This is a genomic window from Pantoea sp. ACRSC, assembly GCF_022346785.1.
Lineage (GTDB): Bacteria > Pseudomonadota > Gammaproteobacteria > Enterobacterales > Enterobacteriaceae > Pantoea > Pantoea alvi.
In genome coordinates this window covers 144,241-166,742 of sequence record NZ_JAKRNN010000008.1, presented here as the reverse complement: position 1 = coordinate 166,742, position 22,502 = coordinate 144,241, and the positions used below count along the sequence as shown (strand labels likewise).

Genomic DNA, 22,502 nt, shown 5'->3' with positions numbered 1-22,502 from the left:
CCGACCTTCGGCGGTGCTAAAGACGGCACCTTCAATATTGAGCAGGCGCTGACGCTTAAGCCCGATCTGGTGCTGATGAATCTGGAGTCGAAAGCGGCGACCGACGAAGGCAAACTGATTGAGAAGCTGCAGGCGGTTGGCATTCCGGTGGTGTTTATCGATTTCCGCGAAGCGCCGATGGTCAACGCGGAAAAAAGCATTCGCATTATGGGCGAGCTGCTGAATAAGCCGGCGCGCGCGCAGGCGATTATCGACTTCCGCCGCCAGCAGATTGAGCGCGTCACCGCGCGGCTGAAAGATTTTCACGGCCCGCGCCCGAAAGTGATGATCGACCGCGCAGGCGGCTATACCGACGAGTGCTGCATGTCGTTCGGCAATGAAAACTTCGGGCAGATGGTGGAGATCGCGGGCGGCAACAATATCGCGAAAGATCTTATTCCCGGCACCTTCGGCACCCTGAATCCGGAACAGATTATCGCCAGCCGTCCCGACGTGGTGGTGGTGACCGGCGCGAACTGGAAGAACTACAACACCGTCGGCAAATGGGTCGGGGTCGGACCGGGCGCCGACACGAAAGAGGCGGAAAAGCGCCTGCACGTGCTGATGATGCGCGACGCCTTTAAAACCCTGCCGGTGGCGCACAACGGCCACGCGCACGCCATCTGGCATCAGTTCTACGACAGTCCTTATCAGTTTGTCGCCATCCAGGTGCTGGCGAAATGGCTGCATCCCGATCTCTTTGCCGATCTCGATCCGGATGCCACCTTCCGCGAATTCCATGAGAAATTTTTACCCCTGCCTTACCAGCCCGGCTACTGGGTCACGCTGCCCGCTGACAAGGGCTGACGCGGTTTTGCGGCAGGGACGCCGCATCACATCCTGAATCTTTCCGTCACTTTTCTTCATATTTACTAATATTTTACAGGCGCAGCGCGTTTTATGTGCTGTAACGCTCAATGATATGGAGATGAGAATGACCAGACACTCGGGACGATCGGCTTTTGCCGTGGCGCTTTACACGCTGTTGGAACCTGTGCCGCTCGGCTTTTTTGTAGCGGCATGGATCTTCGACATTATTTACCTTAACAGTTATGTCGTGGAGTGGACGCACGCCGCCAGCTGGCTAATCGCCATCGGGCTGGTTATCGCCATTATTCCGCGTCTTATCGCCCTGATTGATCTGTTCCGCGGCAGCAGCCGCGCGGAGAAGGTCCATTTCTGGCTGACGCTGCTGGCGATTGTGCTGGCCATCGTCAACGCCTTCGTTCACAGCCGCGACGCCTACGCTGTCGTGCCGTCCGGCGTAACGCTGTCCACCTGTGTGGTGGTGCTGATGCTGATCGCCAATGTTCAACTCGCGCTGCGTCAGCGCATCGCTTAAGGAGAGGCACCGATGAAAAAGCAAACGCTTATCGCCGTGGCGCTGACCGCGCTGCTGGCAGGCTGCGACAGCGGCGCCCAGCTCGATCCGCAAAAGCAGATCGGACCGAACCCGGAACTGCCTGAAGCGAAAAACTTCTTTATGCCGCCGATGCAGGTGCCGGAAGGGGTGCCGTGGAAGCAGGGCGAGATGCCGAAGGTGGCGCAGGGGCTGAAAATTGAAAAAATCGCGGAAAACCTCAGGCATCCGCGTCAGGTGCTGACGCTGCCTAACGGCGATGTGCTGGTGGCGGAATCGAACGGCCCGGCCAAACCCACCACGCGACCCAAGCAGCTGATTATGGGCATTGTGCAGAAGGCGTCAGGAAAAGGCGGCGAGGGCGGCAACCGCATCACGCTGCTGCGCAACGTCAACGGTAAATGGGAGCAGCACACCTTTATCGACAACCTCTTTTCCCCCTTTGGTATGCAGCTGATCGGCAATACGCTCTATGTCGCCAACGCCGACAGCCTGGTGAAGTTCCCCTATCAGGAGGGGCAAACGGAGATCCGCACGCCGCCTCAGCGGGTGACCGATCTGCCGGGCGGGCCGATTAACCATCACTGGACCAAAGCGCTGGTCGCCAGCCCGGACGGCAGCAAGCTCTATGTTGGCATCGGCTCCAACAGCAATATCACCGAGAACGGCATCGGCGCGGAATATCATCGTGCGGCGGTGCTGGAAGTGGACGCCGCCAGCGGCGCGGCGCGCGTTTACGCCAGCGGGCTGCGCAATCCGACCGGCCTTCAGTGGGAGCCGCAGAGCAACCGTCTGTGGGCCATCGTTAACGAGCGTGACGAGATCGGCTCCGATCTGGTGCCGGACTATATGACGTCGGTGCAGGAGAATGGATTCTACGGCTGGCCCTACAGCTATTTCGGTCAGCATGTGGATACGCGCGCCCAGCCGCAGCGTCCCGACCTGGTAGAGAAGGCGATTAAGCCAGACTATGCGCTCAGCTCGCACGTTGCGCCGCTGGGGCTGCTCTTCTACCAGGCGGACAATATGCCGCAGTATCGCGGCGGCGCCTTCGTCAGCGAACACGGCAGCTGGAACCGCACGCCGCTTAACGGCTATCAGGTGGTGTGGGTGAAATTTGAAAACGGTAAGCCGGTCGGATTGCCGCAGCCGGTGGTGACGGGCTTTCTGACCGACGATCAGAAGCAGGTGCGAGGCTTGCCGGTCGGTCTGGCTGCCGATAGTCAGGGCGGACTGCTGATTGCGGATGACGCCGGCAACACGGTGTGGCGCGTCAGCGCGAAGTAGCTTTCTGCGGGCATAAAAAAAGGATTTGGCGTCACGGCCAAATCCTTTCTTTTTTTGTTCGCTTAACGGCTGGTGACCGCGCCGCGAACGAGGTGCTCAGCACTCTCCACACCTGCGATTCTAAATAGCGCGGAGAAATATTTCAAGTTTCGCCAAAATACTGTATGGTTATACAGGTGTTGAGCGCGTAGCTGAGCCGACTTGCTGACTGGCCGCTCCCAGGGGCACGGTTTTGAAAATCCCGGCAGGCATCAGGTGGTGCTGGCCTGTGGCTTTAGCAACGAGTGCCGCTCAGCGCTCTCCACAAGATGTGCTTAGGCGCCCGGCGGGTAGAGTCAAAGCCTCGGTAGCCGAACAGCGCGCTCCTGTTAAAGGAGAAGGAAAGTGATGGAACTGATTAGATTGATCCTGGATCTTATCCGGATCATCTTGCAGATCATCGTTGCCCTTTTGCAACTGACCGGCCAGGATCACTAGCCGGAACTTGAATAAAGGCGGAGCTGACCACTCCGCCTTTTTCGTCGCCTTGTCCCGTCCTCGTCTTGCCCGGCCGCAACCTCGCTGTCTTCTGCCTGTCATCTTCGCCCGTTACCGTCAGCGCTGTTTCCGCCGCGCCGCGCGCGCCGCTTATCCAGACATCCGACCAGACGAGGCCACTATGTCTTTGCACGCTCTCTCTTCCGCCCGACTGCAGCAGACCTTTATCCACGACAGCGTACGCCTGCGCGACGCTACCGTCGGGCAGCAGTGCGAAATCCTGGCGCACAGCTGTCTCGAATACAGCACGCTGGGTGACTTCTCCTATCTCGGCGAATACTGCAGCGTGGCGGACGCGCAGATTGGCCGCTTTACCGCTATCGCCAACCAGGTGCGCCTCGGCGCGCCAAACCATCCCATGGATCGCGCCTCACAGCATCGCTTTACCTACTGTCCTGAGTACTACGACGCCCGCGCGACGCGCGACAGCGGCTTTTTCGCCAGCCGCCGCGCCGCACGCGTCATTATCGGCAACGACGTCTGGATCGGTCACGGCGTGATTGTGCTACCGGGCGTCACGGTAGGTGACGGCGCGGTGCTGGCGGCGGGCGCGGTGGTGACCAAAGATGTCGCCCCCTACAGTATCGTGGGCGGCGTGCCAGCGAAACCGATCCGCATGCGCTTTACGCCCGCGATTGCGGCACGGCTGCAGCAGATCGCCTGGTGGGAGTGGCCGCTGGAAAAGCTGATGGCGAACCTGGCTGATTTCCAGTCGGGTGACATTGCGCGCTTCTGTGCACGCCACGGCTGAGGGCAGCGCCGCAGGTTGAGGCTCTGCGGCGTACCCGGCGGAGGGAACGGTTACCTGTACCGCAAACGGCTTCGATCCGCCGCGCGAGGCGGTGAGGGAACTGCGCAGCGCGTACAGGCAAGGGAGGGGCGCGTTACGGCCTGTCGTGCGCCCCCGACGGTTACAGCGCCTGCTGCGCCACGGCCGCCGCAGGCTGCGGCTGAAGACGCTTCTCTGGCTGCAGCAGCGTCATCGCCAGCATGCTGCCCAGCGCAATCAGGGCGGTGACGGTAAACATCGCATTGTAGCCGTAATACTCTGCCAGCCAGCCGCACAGCATTGGCGAGACAATGGCAGCGAGGTTGGCGATGGCCAGCGTCATGCCGCTAAAGGCGCCGACAGAGGCTTTTGGCGTCACGTCGATCACCACCGACCAGTAAACGTTATTCACCATGGCGTTGAGCGCGTTGCCCAGCGTCATCAGCGCAATAATCGCCGCCGCCGATCCGGCCCAGGGAATGGCCATAAAACAGCAGGCGGTGCCCAGCAGCGTCACGGCGGCAAACAGATTACGCGCTACGCGCAGATTACTGAAGCGCGCCAGCAGGCGATCGGCGAGTCGGCCGCCGAGCAGCACCGTCAGGCAGGCGCCGCTCCAGGGGATCATCGCCACATACCAGAGGGAATGGAGATCGTAATGGAAGCTGTCCTGCAGATATTTCGGCAGCCAGGTCACCAGGGTAAAGGTGATATAGAGAAAGGAGAAGTAGCCCAGCGCATTGCACACCAGCGTGCGGCTGGTGAAGAAGCGCCACCAGGGCAGCGGCGTATCGCCGTGCGCCTCCTGATGCTGTCCGTCGCGGATCAGCGCCCGTTCCGCCGCGTTCGCCGCCGGGTGCTGCGCCGGGGTGTCACTGAAGGTACGCGCAAACAGCAGCATCGCCAGCAGCGAGAAGACGCCCAGCAGAATAAACATCATGCGCCAGTCGTGGGTCAGCAGCAGCAGACCGACCGCAATCGGCGCGGTCAGCAGCGATCCTACCTGCGTGGAGAGCAGGCCGATGCTCAGCGCGAAGCCGCGCTCGTTATCTGGCGCCCAGTGGGCGATCGCTTTGTTCATCAGCGCGTAGGCCGGCCCCTCGGAGAAGCCGAACAGAATGCGCAGGGCGGCGAAGCCCATAATCGCCGAGCCGCCGAACAGCACCATGCCTAAATCGCCGGCCCAGGCGGTGGCAATCTCCAGAAGCGACCAGAGCACGCCCGCTATCAGCCACACCTTGCGGGTGCCGAGCCGATCCGCGAGGAAGCCGCCGCACAGCGAACCGAACAGATAGCCGAAACCGAAATAGCCCAGCACCGCGCCCAGCTGCACTTTACTGAACTGATACTCCTGCGAGATGGCGTTAGCGGCAAACGACAGTGCGCCGCGGTCGATGTAGTTAATCAATGCCACGAAGAACAACAGAGAAAAGATAACGTAACGATAGCGACTTGGCTGCATAGAGCTTCTCCTGCCTGAATAGGGTCAGCAAGGCAGAAGCAAGAACGGTGCCGGAATGGCGTTTGCCGCGCTGGCCGGGCGTCTGGCACCCCGGGAAGGCGATACAGGCATCAAATTAACAGACTAATGGTTCGCCTGCGCATCATTAAGGTGCAGTAAAGCGATGCAGGCGGTGGCGATCGGGGACGAAAAGGGCATCGCGGACTATTGTGTTAATTTTGTGTGTCTTATTTGTCATCAGCTTGAACAAAAGATGCGGTAAAACGCGGTAACTTATTAGCCGTATCGGACCATTACGGGCAGCTTCTGGCGTCGCATCTCTGCACAGCAAGCCTGTCGCGTTTTTTGCTGTCGCTAATTCGTTAGTCTCGCTAAAGGCTCGCAAGATATTGTGTTTTTACGAAAAATTTACCTAAGTTAAAATAACGTTGAAGTTATGTTTATTTATTTTATTTCGTCGCTGGAATGAGGAAGAGAAGGATCATGATTAACAAGCTAACCAGTATCGTGATGGCGATTGTCGCCGTTGCGATGCTGTATATGGGCGGGAAGCTTTTGCTGCTGGGGGGCAGCGCCTTTTATGCGCTGATGGCCGCAGGCTTGCTGCTTACCGCACTGCTGCTGTTCCTGAATAAACGCAGCGCGCTCTCGCTTTACGCGCTGCTGATGTGGATCACGCTGTTCTGGACTATCTGGGAAGTCGGCTTTGACAAGTGGCAGTGGATCCCGCGCGGCGACCTGTTCGGCCTGCTTGGCGTCTGGCTGGCGCTTCCCTGGGTGGTGCGTCCGCTGACCCAGCGCAAATTCCATCCTTTCCTCGGTTCTACGGTGGTGGTGATGATCGCGCTGGTGATCGGCCTCTGCTTTTACGATCCGCTGCCGCAGCAGGGCACCATTACTACTGCGCGCACGCCGTCCGCCTCCACCGGCGCCGGCAATGACTGGACAGCCTACGGCGGCTCCACCAATGCGCTGCGCTTCTCCTCGCTAAATCAGATCACCAAAGAGAACGTAAAAGATCTTGAGGTAGCCTGGACCTACCACACCGGCGACCTGCGCCAGAGCGATGACGCGACCGAGTATACCTTTGAGGCGACGCCGCTGAAGGTGAACGGCATGCTCTACTTCTGTACGCCGCATAATGAGGTGCACGCGCTCGATCCAGAAACCGGCGCGGTGAAGTGGAAATATGCGCCGCCGCAGGATCGCTCCTATATGCAGCAGCACCAGACCTGTCGCGGCGTTGCTTTCTACGACGCCAGCAGCGCGGCGGGGGCAGACAGCGGCTCGCAGCCTGCGCTCTGCCGTAAACGTATTTATAACGCGACCACCGATGCGAAGCTGGTGGCGCTGGACGCCGACAGCGGCAAGCCGTGCGCCGATTTCGGTCAGAACGGCGTGGTCGACCTGCATGTCAATATGGGCGAGGTGCGTCCGCATGCGCTGATGCAAACCTCCGCGCCGCTGGTGGCGGGCAATCTGGTGATTGTGGGCGGCTCGGTGATGGACAACGGCTTTAACCGCGGCAACCCGTCCGGTGTCATCCGCGCCTGGGACGCCGTCACCGGCCGTCTGGTGTGGAACTTCGATCCGTCTCAGCCAGAAGCGACCCAGCCGATTGCGGCGGATGCAACCTATCCGCAGGACACTCCGGTTGCCTGGGCGACGCTGAGCGCCGACCTGAAAAACGGCCTGGTCTACGTGCCGTTTGGCAACGCTTCGCCGGATGAAGTCGGCATCGAGCGCGATCCCAACAGCAACACGGAGAAATTCCGCGATGCGCTGGTGGCGCTGGATCTGAAAACCGGCGCCTTTAAATGGCGTTATCAGAGCGCCAGCCACGACCTCTGGGACCGCGACAACCCGTCTCAGCCGTCGCTGGTGGATATCGACTATCAGGGCAGCCCGCAGCCGGCGGTGATCCTGCCGACCAAAACCGGCAACCTGTTTGTGCTCAACCGTCTGACCGGCCAGCCGATCTATCCGGTTAATCAGGTGAAGGTGTCGACCGAAGGGGGCGTCCCGGGCGAGAAGTTCGCTGCCACGCAGCCGGTCTCCAGCCTGAACTTTATTCCGCAGCCGCTGACGGAAAAGGCGATGTGGGGTATTTCGCCGTTCGACCAGATGAGCTGCCGTATCGGCTTCCGCGAGCTGCGCTATGACGGCAATCCGTGGACGCCGGCGACCGAGAAGGGCTCGCTTATTTTCCCGGGCAATTTCGGCGTGTTTAACTGGGGCTCGGTAGCGGTTGATCCTGAGCGTCAGCTGCTGATCGCCGCCCCGGTGCGTCTGGCCTATAAGTACAACCTGATCAAGCGTACGCCGGACACCGCCACCGAGCGTCTGTTTACTAAGGATGGTTCGCCTTACTGGAATGAAAACTTCCACGGCGATTACGCTATCCATATTCAGCAGTTCTCGTCAGAGCTGGGCATACCCTGTATTGCGCCGCCGTGGGGTCGTATGGTGGGCGTCGATCTGAAAACCGGCAAGACCGAATGGCTGCGCCGCGTCGGTACCACCAAAAACCTCAACACGGCGTTCCTGCCGGGCCGCTTCCCGATTGGCTTTCCGATGGGGATGGTGGCGCACGGCGGGCCGCTGGTAACGGCGGGCGATGTGGTGTTCCACGGTGCGACGGCGGATAATTTCTTCCGCGCCTATGACAGCACCACTGGCGCGCTGCTGTGGCAGACCGAGCTGAGTGCGGGCGCGCAGGCCACGCCGTCGACCTTTATGGGGAAAGATGGCAAGCAGTATGTGGTGATTGCCGCTGGTGGCCACGGGTCGCTCGGCACCAAAGGCGGCGACACCGTGGTGGCGTTCCGTCTGAAATAACGCCAGCCATGCGCCTCGCGCAAAAAGAAAGAAAAAAGCGCCCGATCGGGCGCTTTTTTTTGTCGTGCATAACGGCTGAGTCTGGATTTCGAGCGCGCTGGCTTAAAGAGGTAGCGCTCCCGCGGGCCAGCGCGGCGGCAGGGGTTATTTATCGTTGCCGAAACCCTGTTTTTTCAGTGCGCCCAGCACGTGCGGGAAATAGATGTTCTGATAATAGCCGCTGACGCTTTCGCTCCAGCTTTCGCCATCGGAACGGCCGATGTTCTGCCAGTGCTGCACCATCTCCTGATTGTAGGCGGCGATCTTCTCCTCCAGGCCCGCTGTGCGGTAGGCCTCTTCGTGACGGAAGGTCTCCAGCGGCAGACGCGGTTTCTGGTGCGACGGCTCATCGACATAGCCAATCACCACGCCCGCGACCGGGAAGGTATATTCCGGCAGCTCAAGCAGGCTAATCAGCGCCTCTGGGTCGCGGCGGATGCCGCCAATCGGCACGATGCCGAGGCCTTCCGCGCGCGCGGCAGCCATCACCGAGCCCAGCGCGATGCCCACATCGGTGGCGCCGGAAACGATGCTTTCAATACTCTGCTGCGCGATCTGCTCGCGGCCGATCGCTTCCATCGCCACGCGCGATTTATGCATATCCAGCACAAAAGTCAGAAATACCGGCCCTTTAGCGATCCACGGCTGGCCGCCGGCAATCTGCGAGATCGCCTGACGCTTCGCCGCATCGCGGGTTACCACCACAGAGACCTGCTGCGAGTTAACCGAGGTCGGCGCGCGGTAAGCGGTGCTGATAATGCGATCCAGAATCGCGTCATCAATCGGCTGCTCGGTAAAACTGCGTTCGCTTTTATGGCTGGTAAAAATATCAATTAGTGAATTCATGGATCCTCCAGATGTGGAGGCTAAGAGTAGCAGGTTCGGGCCAGGCGAGATTTAACCGCATTGGTCATTGCGGGCAACCGGCTGCGTTTCAGAGGATTAGCGGGCTAATCGGCAGTGAGCCAGCACACATTTCTGAATAAATGATAAAAGATAACAACTATGTAACAATATGAATACGCTGGCATTTTGGGCAAATCCCCAACAGGCCTCTGGCAGCCACACATAACCCGGTCGCGTCCGGCTGCGTATACCTGAAGCGGCAACTCTTAACCCACTGAGGTGACACATGAATAACTCCCTGGCGCTGCGCCAGTCGATTCTTCTGCTGGGCATGGCCTTTAGCGGTTCACTGCTGGCGCAGACCTTTGTCTACGTATCGGCGGCGGAGGATGGCAATATCGCGCGCTACGCCCTGAATGAACGGACCGGCGCGCTGAAGCACCTAGGCGATACGCCAGCGGGCGGCAAGGTGATGCCGATGGCAATCAGCCCCGATAAAAAGACGCTCTATGCTGCCGTGCGCAGCCAGCCGATGCGGCTGGCGAGCTGGTCTGTTAACGGTAAGAGCGGGGCGCTGACGCCGTCGTCAGCGTGCGTGGCGGCCGCAAGCTATCCCTATATCAGCCTGGACAGGCAAGGGCGCTTTTTGCTGGCGGCTTCCTACGATAGCGGCCTGGTGCATGTTTATCGTCTCGGCGCGGACGGGAAGCTGGCGGCGCCCTTCATATCGGAGGTAGAGACCGGTCACGCCGCGCATTCGGTCATTGTGGATGCGACTAATCGCTCAGCTTACGTCGGCGTGCTGGGCACCGATCGCGTTCTGCAGCTCGCGCTGCATCCGGATGGCCAGCTGACGCCGCTGGAGCCAGGTTTCGTCGCCACGGCGGAGAAAAGCGGGCCGCGTCACTCGGCGCTGTCGCCGGATAATCGCTTCCTTTATAACGTCGGCGAAATGAGCGGTGCCATCACGCAGTTCACCCGGCAGCCCGACGGCACGCTGACAAAGGTGGCAGACTATCCCAGCGCGGTTGCGGAGAAATATCAGCTGCAGCACGGCGTGGAGCGTACCGCCAGCTACAGCGACGCCACGCCGCGCATCTGGGCAGCTGATATCCACATTACGCCAGACGGGCACTTTCTCTACGTGACGGAGCGCACCAGCAGCACGGTAACCGGCTACCGCGTCAGCCCACAGGATGGAAAGCTGCAGCTCATCAACAGCTGGCGGGTTGAAAAACAGCCGCGCGGCATCGCCATTACGCCAGACGGGCGCTGGCTGATCGCCAGCGGCGAAAAGAGTGCGGTCATCGGCAGCTATGCCATTAAAGAGAGCGGCGAACTGCAACGGGTTGCCGAAGCGCCCGTTGGCAAGGATGCAAACTGGGTCGCTATTGCCAGCATCCAGTAATCCCGGCCCGCGCTTCGTTCAAAAAAACTGGCTAAGCGCAGCCAGTAATCACTGTTACAAAGTGACATGGTTGATTAAAATGTGAGCTAAAAGATGTTCTACACTTAAAAGTCAGTCAAAATATTTGATTGACGAGGCGGTGTCACTATGGGGGCGACAGCAAGTAGCCGCAGTCGCCGCCATAAACCGATCACTCATAAGAGGAGAACATTATGAAAGCAGTCGTTTACAACGGGCCTTTCGATGTTTCAGTAAAAGATGTTCCGGATGCCAGAATTGTTCGGCCAACCGACGTGCTTGTCCGTATCACCACCACCAACATCTGCGGTTCTGACCTGCATATGTACGAGGGGCGCACCAGCTTTGAACAGGGGCGCATATTTGGTCATGAAAATATGGGGCAGGTCATTGAGGTCGGCGGCGCCGTAGAGCGGATAAAAGTGGGTGATTATGTCTGCCTGCCGTTCAATGTTGGCTGCGGATTCTGTGAAAACTGCGAAAAAGGGTTAACCGGCTACTGCCTGACGGCCAACCCCGGAACGGCCGGCGCGGCCTATGGCTTTGCCGAAATGGGGCCGTGGGATGGCGGCCAGGCGGAATTACTGCGCGTTCCCTTTGCTGATTTTAACTGTCTGGTACTGCCGCCGGATGCGGTTGAAAAGGAGGAAGACTACGTCCTGCTGTCCGATATCTTTCCCACCGGCTGGCATGCCACCGAGCTGGCGGGGTTGCGACCAGGAGAAAGCGTCGCCATTTATGGTGCGGGTCCGGTCGGCTTGATGGCTGCGCATTCCGCCATCATTAAGGGTGCATCACAGGTGTTTGTGGTTGATACGCATCCCGATCGACTGGCGCTAGCGGAAAAAATCGGCGCAGTGGCCATCAATGGCGTTGGCGATGAGGCGGTAAATAAAATTCTTGAGTTAACTGACGGGCGCGGCACGGATTGCGGCTGCGAATGCGTAGGCTACCAGTGCTGTAATAAACATGGCCATGAGGATAACTCCGCCACCATGAACAGTCTGGTGGCATCAACCAAAGCGACGGGCGGCATTGGCGCGGTAGGCGTGTTTGTTCCGCAGGATCCCGGTGCGGCAAGCGAACTGGCTAAACAGGGCAAGATGCCTTTCGATTTTGGCAACTTCTGGTTTAAAGGTCAGTCGATTAAGACCGGTCAGTGCAACGTTAAGGCCTATAACCGTCAGCTTGCCAGACTTATCCATCAGGGCAAGGCGAATCCGGCGCAAATTATTTCGCACCGGCTGCAGCTGGCAGAAGCGCCCGAGGGGTATAAGCACTTTGACAACCGCGACGAGGGGTGGACCAAAGTGATTCTGAAACCCTGAATGCTGAACACCTGATAAAAGCCGCATTCAGGCTCGGTACCGAGGAAACGGAGACCGCTTGTCTGTGGCTTCATTCTGGTTCTCTGATTTGATGCGTGGCGCGCATAAGAAGCCGAAAGGAGAAGAGGGCGTAGAAAGAGAACGCCTTTAACGCCATAAGCGGTGCGTGTCAATTGAACCCACAGGCTAAATGGGTAATTATTTACCCGCATCTGTTATCAATGGAATCTGGATTAAACAGGGAATAGTTTATGCCAAACAGCACGGTTATTAAGTGGTTGCACCGCGCGCTCACTGCTTTACTTCTGTTGATTGTGGTGGGATATGCGACTATTCACTATTCGGATGTTTATCGTTATTACCTGGACACAAAGCAACAGGGTAATCCGCGGGAGCACCTTAAAAAGCGCACGCCTTTTATGGTTGCTGACACCGGCAGCGCCAGAATAACCGGCTATGGTTCGCACGTAAATGTGACGATAACAGGCCGAATTTATTCGTTTACTAATTCAGATCTCTTTTACGCCGGTAACGTAGCCATCCTGCCAGTTATCGACCTTAACGCAACTGGCGCGTACTAACACCGCCAGCCATGCCGTTGCGAAACTCTCCAGCATTCACTTCGATCCCAATACGCGTCCGCGCCGGGCGGATAATTATCGATGGATGACGGCGTTTCTGCGGCAGTTTTACAATCAGGATAAAAAAGACCGGGCAAACAGCCTGACGCAGGTGCAGGCTGAACAGCGCGTTAAAGCATTTAGCGAATGTCCGACGGAGCCTTTCAGACCAGAGGCGCAGACCAGCCACATAGTTTCGCAGGTTTACAGCGCTGACCGTCCGAAGGAACAGAGTCAGATATTGCTGGAGAGCGCCACCGCGACATACTGTATAGAAAGGTTCGAGTCAAAAGAGAAGAGGAGGGAGAATAAAGGCTCTTTGAGAGATCTCTGTTTGCTGCGGCTAATATCTCATTTAACATAATATACATTATGTGCACCCAAGTACCGGTAGCGGGAAACTGCCGTTTTGGGGCCGTAACTGCTCTGGTCATATCTTTGCGACTATCCCAGTTCTGCTCGCTCTATTTATCATCGGCAATCCGATCGGCGCGTTCAGTAGAATCGTTGATAGCCTGCCTGTCCTGCTTCTCCTGCCGCGAGTCATACACCAGTTCTTCAGTTCCATCATCGTGATGGCGGATAATCTGATAATCCGGTTCAGGATTCTGGCATTCAGCCTCGTAAGCAGCCCGGAACGCCGGATCTTGCAGAAGTTGTTGCCGTAACTCGTGATGCGTAATGAATCTTTTCATCATTCTCCCTTGTAATGACGCTGCTGCGCCGAATCAGCCATAACGCTGAGATGTTATCTGCAGAGTTTAACTTCCCGGCCAGCAACACAGGCTCTTACCTCGCCTCAGTTAACACGCCAGCGGATAACACTCTGTCCAGTTGTAGTTGCATCTCGCTAATATCAGCTCTCCAGTCACATCGCCGAAATTAATGCCCTGACGTTCAAAAAAGAACTGACGCAGGGTCACGGGTAAAAAAGTCGCGCTGTAGCGTAAAACGGTACTGTGCCAGAATGGTGCCGGCAATGAGCTGCCGGTGTGGCGCATCAGCAGCTCATTTTTCCATTGGGAATTCAGCACCTTCTCGCAGAATGACTGGCGCAAAGCTATTGCAGGACTCTCAGGAATGCCTGCAAGCAACAGCTGGCCAGGCAGCGCAACTAACCGAAGATGCCTGATAACAATTTTTTTTGCATGAAACTCACCCCAGATACGGGTCAATTGCTCTACTTTCGCTGGCAGTTGCTCGTGAGGATTATAAAGCGGCAGAGTCAGAGGTAAGAAAGTAAAATGAAAGCCGTGTGTTGGCAACGTATCGGCAAGCAGATCGTCTTTTGTAAGCTCTTTCAATTCACTCATAAGGCGTGAGACATCAGGGAACACAGGCGGCTTTATACCTGCTGCAAGAGAGAGTTTTACGGGATCGTAGTAGTTTCCCTCGCGGATGTCCCCGATTCCTGCATTTTTCGCCCAGGCTGCGATCGTGTTCTCGCTTGCAGAACGATACATGCTTTGCAGAGCTGTTGATTTCATAACAGACCTTTATTTGACCGCCGCCGTCATGCCGATAATAACGGGCGGCGGGCGCATTTCAACTTGCTTGCCGGCGGAGTGACTATTTAACCCCCTTCTCAGCCGGAAACCTCTCCGGCTGAGCCGCTAAAGCGCAACAGTACGCTGAAGATCTGAACGGGTATCAATATCCAGCAGACATCCCTTGTCCGATAACGCCACCGCCCGACATGGCGTGCTGTTAAGCACCCCACGCGCGCCGCTGTCGCCGGTCAGAGCTGCTAGCGCGGAATAAAACGCGCGCTGAAATCCCACCGGGTGCCCTGGCTTGCCTTCAACCTGCGCGCGAACCAGCGGTGCATGATGCAGCGCATCCGCCACGGCCAGCAGGCTTTCCACCGCGATAAACGGCATATCACCTAATGTAATCAGCCAGCCGTCGTAGTTCGCTGTGGCTTTTACCCCCGCCGCGATAGAGTCGCCGATACCCGCGCTGCGGCAGATAACCGCGCGGCCAGCAGGAATCAGCGTATGGATTGCCCTGTCTTCCGGCCGCGTCACCACGAAAACATCCAGTCCGGTAGCAACGGCATGGTCCAGCGTATGCTGTAAAACCGACCTGCCGTTGAGCGAGGCAAGCAGCTTATGCTCGCCGCCGCTCGCTTTAAAGCGGCGGCTAAAGCCGGCCGCCATCACCAGAATGGCGATTCTCATAGCAAACTTCCCTGCCCGCACACTTCTGCCAGCCTCGGCTGCGCCGCCGCTACGCAGCCGTTTTTGTAGCGCACAATGTCCGCCATTACCGACAGCGCGATCTCCGATGGCGTTTTACTGCCGATATCGAGCCCGACCGGCGCGTGAATGCGGCTGATCTGATCGGGTGCCAGGTCGCCATACTGGCCCAGCCGCTCTTTTCTTCTCAGGCTGTTCTTTTTCGATCCCATCGCGCCGATATAGAACGCAGGCAGATTTACCGCCTCCATCATGGTGAGATCGTCAATGCGCGGATCGTGGGTAAGCGACAGGATCGCCGTCCCGGCATGGCAGCCCTCCCGCTCCAGATAAACGGCGGGAAACTGCTTGATCAGCCTGACGTTTGGGTCCAGCGCCGAGGCCATATTCGCCAGCGCCTCGTCGCGGTGTTCGCAGACGATGGTTTCAAAGCCGAGCGCAACGGCAAAATTGGCGCAGAACACCGCGACGCTGGAAAGCCCGCCGATAACCAGCCTGGGTGCGGTCGAGAGCGTCAGCGTTATCGCCGCCCCGTCGCGGTAAGTCAGCGTGCTGCTGGTATAGGCGGCCGGCTCCAGCGCATAACAGGGATGCGGCAGAATAATTTTCTTTTTCACCGCCGTGGCGGCGACCAGCGCATCGTGCATTTGCTGCAAATAGGCGCGGCTCTCTGCGCCGGGCGGCAGCTTTTCCACCAGAATATCGAGCACGCCGCCGCACGGCAGCGCCCTGTCCGGCTCAAATCCGCCTTCACCGTAGCGCACCACCTGGCTGGCGGCCGGAAAAGCGTTGCGATCGATATGTTCAATAAAACTCTCTTCAACGCAGCCGCCTGACAGCGAGCCGCAGTGATGCCCCTCTTTGCGGATGATCATCATCGCGCCGGGCGGTCGCGGCGACGATCCGTAGGTTGAAAGCACCGTACAGAGCCATACCTCATGCGCGTCAACCCACTGCAATCCTGTGTTCAATACCTGCATATCAAGGTTGTGCATGACCTGATGTCTCCGGCAACGGTTAAAGCCAGGGCGCGTGCCCCGGCGGTAATTAAGTCGACAATATTGCTGGCGCACGTCATGTCGGTGACGAACGCGGCGGCTCGCCAGCACGACAAAGATAGTCGAGAAGATCAGCATCGCGCGTCCAGCAATAAAAACTAGTCCGTCTGGCGCGAATGTGACAGTAGCGCGACTGGCGCTTTCCCATCAGGCGTCCAGCTGCGCCTGAGTCCACTGCAAAAAGTAACTGACGCGCGGGAACTGCGCATAGCCGCGCGGATAAACCAGGTGATGGGCGCTGACCGGCAGGCTCATGGCGTCATCAAATACCCTGACCAGTTTGCCGCTGCGAAGATAGTCGGCAGCCAGCAGTTCGCTTTCGAAAATCAGCCCGTGGCCGAGCATCGCTGCCTCAAGGCTCATATAGGAGCGATCGAAACGAAACAGCCACTCCTGAGTCGGCTGCGGCAATTGCTGCGTGGCGAACCACTGCGGCCACTGAATTAATGGCGATTCGGAAAGGATCAGCGCATGGTTATTTAATTCGTCCGGCGCACGCAGCGGATATTTATCCAGATAGTCGGGCGACGCCAGCACCGACATTTTTTCATGGCGAATAGTTTTTATTTCAAACGCCTTCCATTCCGGAAAGCCGTGGCGTACCGCAATATCGATATTATCGCGGCTGAAGGATAAGTTCTCATAGGAGCAGGAGAGCGAAACCTGTATGTCCGGGTGCGCTTCGCGAAACTGATGAATACGCGGCAGCAGCCATAACAGTCCAAAGCTGGGGGCGCAGTGAATGCGCAGCGCGCTGCGATCTTTCTCATTGCGCAGCCGCGCCGTAGCCTGCGTCAGGCTGAGGATCAGCGGACGAATCTCCGCCAAATAGCGCTCGCCCGCCAGGGTTAACGCTACCCCTTTTGCCGATCGGTGAAACAGAATCGAGCCCAGCTCCTTTTCCAGTTTTGCCAGCTGGTGGCTCGCCGCCGACGGCGTGATATTTAATTTTTCCGCCGCGCGAGCCACATTTTCTGACTGCGCCACTTCTTCAAAGACGCGCAGCGATTTTAATGAAGGAAGCTGGCTGACTGGTTTTTCCATAACTGTTTCCGCTCGCGATTTTGTGATTTATGTCCGTTTAAAAGATTAAAAAATGTTAACTGCATCAAACCAGCAATTTCATTCAGCATCAAATGAATTTTTTTGCATTGCCACTTTACGCGCTATTTCTGATGCTGAGGATGAACCCTGCCGGTAGCGATACCGAACCCTATAAAAAAAGAATCTGGAGCCAGTTATGTTGCTGAAAGAGAAAGTTGCGATTATTACGGGCGCCGCGTCTCAGCGCGGTATTGGACGCGCTACGGCCGCCTGCTTCGCTCACCATGGCGCGCGCGTGGTGGTGCTCGATCTTGATGAATCGGCAGCGCAGCGCACCGCGCTGGAGCTGGGATCCGGCCATCTGGGCCTTGCGGCCAACGTCACCGACGCCGAGGCGATTCAGCGTGCCGTCGCTGAGGTTATGAAGGAGTATGGCCGCATCGACGTGCTGGTGAATAACGCCGGCATTACGCAGCCGGTGAAAACGCTGGAGATCGGCCTCGAAGACTACAACTGTATTCTGGATGTCAACCTGCGCGGCACGCTGCTGATGTCGCAGGCGGTGATCCCTGCGATGCAGCGTCAGGGCGGCGGCAGCATCGTCTGTCTCTCGTCGGTATCGGCGCAGCGCGGCGGCGGCATTTTCGGCGGTCCTCACTACAGTGCCGCGAAGGCGGGCGTTCTGGGTCTGACCAAAGCGATGGCGCGCGAGTTCGGGCCGGATCAGATCCGCGTCAATGCCCTGACGCCCGGCCTGATCCAGACCGATATCACCGGCGGACTGCTGCACGACGAGCGCCGTCACGCCATTATCGATTCGATCCCCCTCGGGCGTCTTGGCGCAGCTGACGACGTGGCGCACGCGGCGCTGTTTCTCGCCAGCGATCTCTCCAGCTACCTTACCGGCGTCACCTTAGACGTGAACGGCGGCATGCTGATCCACTGATCGTCCCCCTTTTCTCCAGCAGCCTGGCTGCTGGTTCACTCCCGGAGTGATAATCATGACAACGCTGAATATCGGTGCGGCGGTCGCTGCGCGCGACGGCGCCTATCGCAAAATCGCCTGGCGCCTGATGCCGTTCTTAATGTTGTGTTACCTCTGCGCCTATCTGGATCGCGTCAACGTCGGCTTCGCCAAGCTGCAAATGATGGACGATCTCTCACTGAGCGAAACGGTCTACGGCCTCGGCGCCGGGATCTTTTTTCTTGGTTACTTTCTCTTTGAGGTACCCAGCAATCTGATCCTGCATCGCGTCGGTGCGCGCCGTTGGATCGCCCGCATTATGATCACCTGGGGCCTGATCTCCGGCGCCTTCGCCTTTGTCGAGACCGCCTGGCAGTTCTATCTGCTGCGATTCCTGCTTGGCGTTGCCGAAGCCGGACTGGCGCCCGGGCTGCTGCTCTATCTCACCTACTGGTTTCCCGCCCATCGTCGGGCGCGCATGACGGTGCTCTGGTTCGTCGCCATTCCGCTCTCCGGCATGATCGGCGGCCCGCTATCCGGCTGGATTATGGAAACTTTCGCCGGATCGCACGGCTGGGCCGGCTGGCAGTGGATGTTCATGCTGGAGGCGATCCCCACCATCCTGATGGGGTTTGTAGTGCTGCTGGTGCTGAAGGATCGCGTCGAGCAGGCGAGCTGGCTCGATGAAGGCGAAAAAAGCATGGTACGCGCCGAACTGGATGAGGATAACCAGCAAAAGTCGCATCACGGCACTATTAAAGAGTTTGTGGCGGACAAACGCCTCTGGACGCTGGCGGCGATCTACTTTTGCGTGGTGATGGGTCAATACGCCCTGACCTTCTGGCTGCCGACGCTGGTAAGAAATGCCGGCATCCGCGAGCCGCTGCATATCGGCCTGCTCACCAGTCTGCCCTATCTGTGCGCCATCGTGTTTATGCTGATGGCGGGCCGCAGCAGCGATCGCCATCGCGAACGGCGCTGGCATCTTATCGTGCCGATGGTGCTCGGCATGGCGGGCCTGACGATGGCGACCTTGCTGGGCCACAGCGTCACGCTGTCGCTGTTCTTCCTCTGCCTGGCGGCGGCGGGCATTCTTTCCGCCTCGTCGCTGTTCTGGATGCTGCCGACCAATCTGCTGGGCGGCGTCTCTGCCGCTGCGGGCATCGCGGCGGTGAACTGCCTCGCCAATCTCGCCGGATTCTTTTCGCCCTGGCTTATCGGATCGATTACCACGCTTACCGGTTCGCCCGCGTCGGGCATGTACTTTATCGCTGCGGTTCTGCTGCTCGGCGCGCTCTGCGTGCTGCGTATTCGGGCAGCGGACGTTAATCGTTAATCAGGAGGTTCTATGCATACTCTTACTTCGTCGGCGCCGCTGACCCTGCGGCAGCGCGCCGCGCGCATTCGTCGCCATGCGTTGCTGATGGGCCAGGTTCAGGGCCAGGGCTATATCGGTCAGGCGCTGGGTGCCGCCGATCTGCTCGCCGTAAGCTATTTCCATGCGCTGAACTATCGCGCCGAGGATCCCGAATGGGAAGGCCGCGATCGTTTCTATCTCTCTATCGGCCACTACGCTATCGCCCTCTATGCGGCGCTACTGGAAGCGGGCGTGATCCCCGAGGCGGAACGCGAAACCTACGGCAGCGACGAGAGCCGTCTGCCGATGTCGGGCATGGCGGCCTATACCCCCGGTATGGAGATCACCGGCGGCTCGCTCGGCCACGGACTGGGCATTGCGGTTGGTGCCTGCCTGGGGCTGAAGCGTAAGGGCTCGACCTCGCGGGTCTATAACCTGCTTTCCGACGGGGAACTGAATGAGGGCTCGACCTGGGAGGCCGCCATGTCGGCGTCGCACTGGCAGCTTGATAATCTGATCGCGATTATCGACGTCAACAACCAGCAGGCGGATGGCCACAGCAGCGAGATTCTGGCGTTCGAGCCTGTCGTCGAGCGCTGGCAGGCTTTCGGCTGGTATGCGCAGCGGGTGGACGGCAACGATATCGATGCGCTGGTTGCCGCCTTTGACGCCGCGCGCAACTGGCCGCAAGCGCAGCCGCGCGTAATTATTTGTGATACCCGAATGGGCAAAGGCGTGCCTTTTCTGGAAACCCGGGAGAAAACCCACTTTATCCGCGTCGATGCCGATGAGTGGGATAAAGCCCTTACTGCGCTGGAACAGGGAGAATAAGATGAGCACTTCAACGTTAAAAAAACGCCTGACGACCTCGGCGATGATCGCCTCGATTGCCGCCGAGGGCCAGCCAACGGAAGCCGCGCCCTTTGGCCATGCGCTGGTCGAACTGGCGCGTCAGCGTCAGGATATCGTCGGCTTAACCGCCGATCTGAGCAAATATACCGATTTGCACCTTTTTGCCGACGCCTTCCCCGACCGTTTCTTTCAGATGGGGATGGCGGAGCAGCTGCTGATGAGCGCCGCCGCCGGCATGGCGCGCGAAGGCTTTACCCCCTTTGTCACCACCTACGCGGTGTTCGCCTCGCGCCGCGCCTATGACTTTATCTGCATGGCGATCGCCGAAGAGAATCTGAACGTGAAAATCGCCTGCGCCCTGCCCGGTCTCACCACCGGCTACGGTCCAAGCCATCAGGCGACCGAAGATCTGGCGATATTTCGCGGTATGCCCAACCTGACGATTATCGATCCCTGCGATGCGCGGGAAATCAGCCAGGTAGTGCCCGCCATCGTCGATCATAAGGGGCCGGTCTATATGCGCCTGCTGCGCGGCAAGGTGCCGCTGGTGCTGGATAAGTATGACTATCGCTATCAGCACGGCAAAGCGCAGCGGCTGCGCTCAGGCAAACATGCGGTGATTATCAGCAGCGGCTTAATGACGATGCGCGCGCTGGAGGCGGCTGAACAGCTGGAAAGCCGCGGCATTGAGGTCGCTGTGGTGCACTCTCCGGTGATCAAGCCGCTGGACGAGGCGACGATACTGCGCGAGGCCGGCGAAGCGGTCAGCGCGGGACGGCTGGTCATTACGGCGGAAAACCACTCGATTACCGGCGGCCTGGGCGAAGCCATCGCGGCGACGCTGCTGCGCCACGGCGTGACGCCCCGTTTCCGGCAAATCGCCCTGCCCGATGCCTTCCTCGACGCGGGCGCGCTGCCAACGCTACACGATCGCTATGGCATCTCGACTCAGGCAATGGTGACGCAGATTACGGCGTGGCTGGAGCATGGCGTCTGACAGGCGGCAACTATCCGGAAGCCTTGCGCTTCCGGACGGTTAAGCCAGCTGCCCTTTTATCTGTAAGACAAGATGTATCTGCACAGGAGGTTATGATGATTTATACCTATATGGCCAATGTATGCTGTAACTAATATAAAGTGATGATCTAACTCTCTACACTCGCTCTTGCATCTGGATCTATCGCCGCCGCAGAGGCTGCTGCGGATGTATGGTTTTTTGCTGCCTGACGCGCAGAGTTGAACACCGGAGTTGCGTTTCCTCTCCCACAACGCGATGCTGCCCGCTCTTAATTCCACCAGGAGGAGCGAAGATGGACAATCCCCTCTGCCGCGCGTTACAGATCGCTTTTCCTTTGATTCAGGCGCCGATGGCGGGCGTCTCTACCCCCGAACTGGCGGCCGCCGTGAGTAATGCGGGCGCGCTCGGCTCTATCAGCGTGGGTGCCTCTACCCCGGTGCAGGCCAGCGCTATGCTGAGCCGCCTGCGGCAGCTTACCGCCGCCCCGGTCAACGTAAACCTCTTCTGTCACGCCCCACCGCAGCGCGATGCCGAACGCGAACGCGCCTGGCTGGCGCGCTTTGCGCCGCTGTTTGCGCAGTATGACGTCCCGCCGCCCGCGACGCTGACCGAGATCTACCCCACGTTCAACGCCGACTCCCCGCTGCTTGAGCTGCTGATCGATGCCGCGCCCGCCGCGGTCAGTTTTCACTTCGGCCTGCCGGAAAAAGCGGTTATTGAGCGGCTGAAAAAGCAAGGCATTGTAACCCTGGCAAGCGCCACCTCGGTCGATGAAGCGCGCCAGGTCGCTGACGCCGGTATCGATTTCGTGGTGGCGCAAGGTTTTGAGGCGGGCGGCCATCGCGGCATTTTCGATCCAGAACAGGCGGATGCGCAGATGAGCACCCGGACGCTGCTGCAGGCGATACTCAAGGCGTGCGACCTGCCCGTTATCGCTGCAGGCGGCATTATGGACGGCAGCGATATCGCCGCAATGATGAGGCTGGGAGCCGCAGGGGTACAGCTGGGCACGGCGTTTGTGCTCTGCCCTGAGTCAGCCGCGAATGCTGCCTGGCGCGCGGCGCTGAAAAACGACGCGGCCGCCGGAACCGAAATGACCGCCGCGATCTCCGGTCGTCCGGCGCGCTGCCTCAGCAACGCCTTTTGCCGTGCGACGCGCGACCTGCCGCCAGCGGCGATCCCTGCCTATCCCCTGACCTACTCCCTTGGCAAAGCGCTGGCCGCCGCCGCGACGTCGCAGGGCGAGCACGGCTTTGACGCGCAGTGGGCGGGCCAGGGCGTTATGCGGGCGCGGGAAATGGCGGCAGCGGAGCTGGTTAACACGCTGATCGCGGAGTACCGCGCAGCGCAGCAGGCCTGATAGCAGGGCTGCATCAGCAGCGACAGCCCGCCGGGTATCTTGCCGTCAGCGCTCAGCTGACCCATTCCCGCGCGGGTAAACCAGCCGGTGGCCATTACCT

Annotated in this window: 21 protein-coding genes; 14 read left to right on the top strand and 7 right to left on the bottom strand. The window is 58.9% G+C overall.

From position 1 onward, the window contains the following. The 4 genes from MHZ97_RS10600 to MHZ97_RS10585 all read left to right on the top strand — a co-directional run. On the top strand, window positions 1–846 hold an 846-nt coding region (locus MHZ97_RS10600), incomplete at its 5' end, for an ABC transporter substrate-binding protein (protein ID WP_239323732.1). A 127-nt stretch (window positions 847–973) separates the two neighbouring features. Further along, window positions 974–1,381 (top strand): DUF2231 domain-containing protein, encoded by a 408-nt coding sequence (locus MHZ97_RS10595; RefSeq protein ID WP_239314435.1) that lies wholly within the window; start codon window positions 974–976, stop codon window positions 1,379–1,381. 12 nt (window positions 1,382–1,393) lie between these two features. Then, window positions 1,394–2,686 (top strand): sorbosone dehydrogenase family protein, encoded by a 1,293-nt coding sequence (locus tag MHZ97_RS10590; protein ID WP_239314436.1) that lies wholly within the window; start codon window positions 1,394–1,396, stop codon window positions 2,684–2,686. 658 nt (window positions 2,687–3,344) lie between these two features. Continuing rightward, entirely contained in the window at window positions 3,345–3,974 is a 630-nt protein-coding gene (locus tag MHZ97_RS10585) for a DapH/DapD/GlmU-related protein (protein WP_239314437.1), read from the top strand. Between the two features lie 160 nt (window positions 3,975–4,134). Here MHZ97_RS10585 and MHZ97_RS10580 read toward each other — a convergent pair whose 3' ends face one another. After that, window positions 4,135–5,454, bottom strand: coding sequence for an MFS transporter (locus tag MHZ97_RS10580; RefSeq protein ID WP_239314438.1), 1,320 nt, complete (start codon window positions 5,452–5,454; stop codon window positions 4,135–4,137). A gap of 483 nt (window positions 5,455–5,937) precedes the next feature. On the opposite strand from MHZ97_RS10580, the gene MHZ97_RS10575 reads away from it, so the two are divergent. Continuing rightward, window positions 5,938–8,292 carry a membrane-bound PQQ-dependent dehydrogenase, glucose/quinate/shikimate family gene (locus MHZ97_RS10575; RefSeq protein ID WP_239314439.1) on the top strand — a complete coding sequence of 785 codons (2,355 nt, stop codon included), beginning with the start codon at window positions 5,938–5,940 and terminating at the stop codon, window positions 8,290–8,292. 144 nt (window positions 8,293–8,436) lie between these two features. Here the strand turns inward: MHZ97_RS10575 and MHZ97_RS10570 are convergent, their stop codons facing one another. Then, window positions 8,437–9,177, bottom strand: a complete 741-nt coding sequence (locus MHZ97_RS10570) for a nitroreductase family protein (protein WP_239314440.1) — start codon at window positions 9,175–9,177, stop codon at window positions 8,437–8,439. A 286-nt stretch (window positions 9,178–9,463) separates the two neighbouring features. On the opposite strand from MHZ97_RS10570, the gene MHZ97_RS10565 reads away from it, so the two are divergent. From MHZ97_RS10565 to MHZ97_RS22460, 4 genes are all read left to right on the top strand, one after another. Beyond that, window positions 9,464–10,585: a beta-propeller fold lactonase family protein gene (locus MHZ97_RS10565; RefSeq protein ID WP_239314441.1), complete on the top strand. Its 1,122-nt coding sequence runs from the start codon at window positions 9,464–9,466 to the stop codon at window positions 10,583–10,585. 212 nt (window positions 10,586–10,797) lie between these two features. Continuing rightward, window positions 10,798–11,931, top strand: a complete 1,134-nt coding sequence (locus MHZ97_RS10560) for a glutathione-independent formaldehyde dehydrogenase (RefSeq protein ID WP_103795776.1) — start codon at window positions 10,798–10,800, stop codon at window positions 11,929–11,931. Between the two features lie 251 nt (window positions 11,932–12,182). Further along, on the top strand, window positions 12,183–12,512 hold the full coding sequence (locus tag MHZ97_RS10555; RefSeq protein ID WP_239314442.1) for a hypothetical protein: 330 nt from the start codon (window positions 12,183–12,185) through the stop codon (window positions 12,510–12,512). Further along, a complete protein-coding gene (locus MHZ97_RS22460) occupies window positions 12,499–12,915 on the top strand; it encodes an Exc2 family lipoprotein (protein WP_375337768.1) in 417 nt (138 codons plus the stop codon). The genes MHZ97_RS10555 and MHZ97_RS22460 overlap by 14 nt, the downstream gene beginning before the upstream one ends. 100 nt (window positions 12,916–13,015) lie before the next feature. On the opposite strand, the gene MHZ97_RS10550 is transcribed toward MHZ97_RS22460, so the two are convergent. The 5 genes from MHZ97_RS10550 to MHZ97_RS10530 all read right to left on the bottom strand — a co-directional run bounded on the left by MHZ97_RS10550 (window position 13,016) and on the right by MHZ97_RS10530 (window position 16,851). Next, window positions 13,016–13,234, bottom strand: a complete 219-nt coding sequence (locus MHZ97_RS10550) for a hypothetical protein (protein ID WP_239314532.1) — start codon at window positions 13,232–13,234, stop codon at window positions 13,016–13,018. 120 nt (window positions 13,235–13,354) lie between these two features. Next, the gene (locus MHZ97_RS10545) at window positions 13,355–14,038 is read right to left on the bottom strand and encodes a hypothetical protein (RefSeq protein ID WP_239314443.1); all 684 of its coding nucleotides are present in this window, start codon (window positions 14,036–14,038) and stop codon (window positions 13,355–13,357) included. 126 nt (window positions 14,039–14,164) lie between these two features. After that, on the bottom strand, window positions 14,165–14,731 hold the full coding sequence (locus MHZ97_RS10540) for an NTP transferase domain-containing protein (RefSeq protein ID WP_239314444.1): 567 nt from the start codon (window positions 14,729–14,731) through the stop codon (window positions 14,165–14,167). After that, window positions 14,728–15,744, bottom strand: a complete 1,017-nt coding sequence (locus tag MHZ97_RS10535; RefSeq protein ID WP_239314533.1) for an XdhC family protein — start codon at window positions 15,742–15,744, stop codon at window positions 14,728–14,730. Before MHZ97_RS10535 ends, MHZ97_RS10540 begins: the two co-directional genes overlap by 4 nt. A gap of 210 nt (window positions 15,745–15,954) precedes the next feature. Beyond that, window positions 15,955–16,851 (bottom strand): LysR substrate-binding domain-containing protein, encoded by an 897-nt coding sequence (locus MHZ97_RS10530; RefSeq protein ID WP_239314445.1) that lies wholly within the window; start codon window positions 16,849–16,851, stop codon window positions 15,955–15,957. Between the two features lie 196 nt (window positions 16,852–17,047). Between MHZ97_RS10530 and MHZ97_RS10525 the strand changes: the two genes are divergently transcribed. From MHZ97_RS10525 to MHZ97_RS10505, 5 genes are all read left to right on the top strand, one after another. Beyond that, window positions 17,048–17,797, top strand: coding sequence for an SDR family NAD(P)-dependent oxidoreductase (locus MHZ97_RS10525; protein ID WP_239314446.1), 750 nt, complete (start codon window positions 17,048–17,050; stop codon window positions 17,795–17,797). Window positions 17,798–17,852: 55 nt separating this feature from the next. Further along, window positions 17,853–19,151: an MFS transporter gene (locus tag MHZ97_RS10520; protein WP_103795784.1), complete on the top strand. Its 1,299-nt coding sequence runs from the start codon at window positions 17,853–17,855 to the stop codon at window positions 19,149–19,151. 12 nt (window positions 19,152–19,163) lie between these two features. Further along, window positions 19,164–20,003: a transketolase gene (locus MHZ97_RS10515; protein WP_239314447.1), complete on the top strand. Its 840-nt coding sequence runs from the start codon at window positions 19,164–19,166 to the stop codon at window positions 20,001–20,003. A 1-nt stretch (window position 20,004) separates the two neighbouring features. Next, the gene (locus MHZ97_RS10510) at window positions 20,005–21,021 is read left to right on the top strand and encodes a transketolase family protein (RefSeq protein ID WP_239314448.1); all 1,017 of its coding nucleotides are present in this window, start codon (window positions 20,005–20,007) and stop codon (window positions 21,019–21,021) included. Between the two features lie 313 nt (window positions 21,022–21,334). Beyond that, entirely contained in the window at window positions 21,335–22,402 is a 1,068-nt protein-coding gene (locus MHZ97_RS10505; RefSeq protein ID WP_239314449.1) for a nitronate monooxygenase family protein, read from the top strand. Window positions 22,403–22,502: the final 100 nt, after the last annotated feature.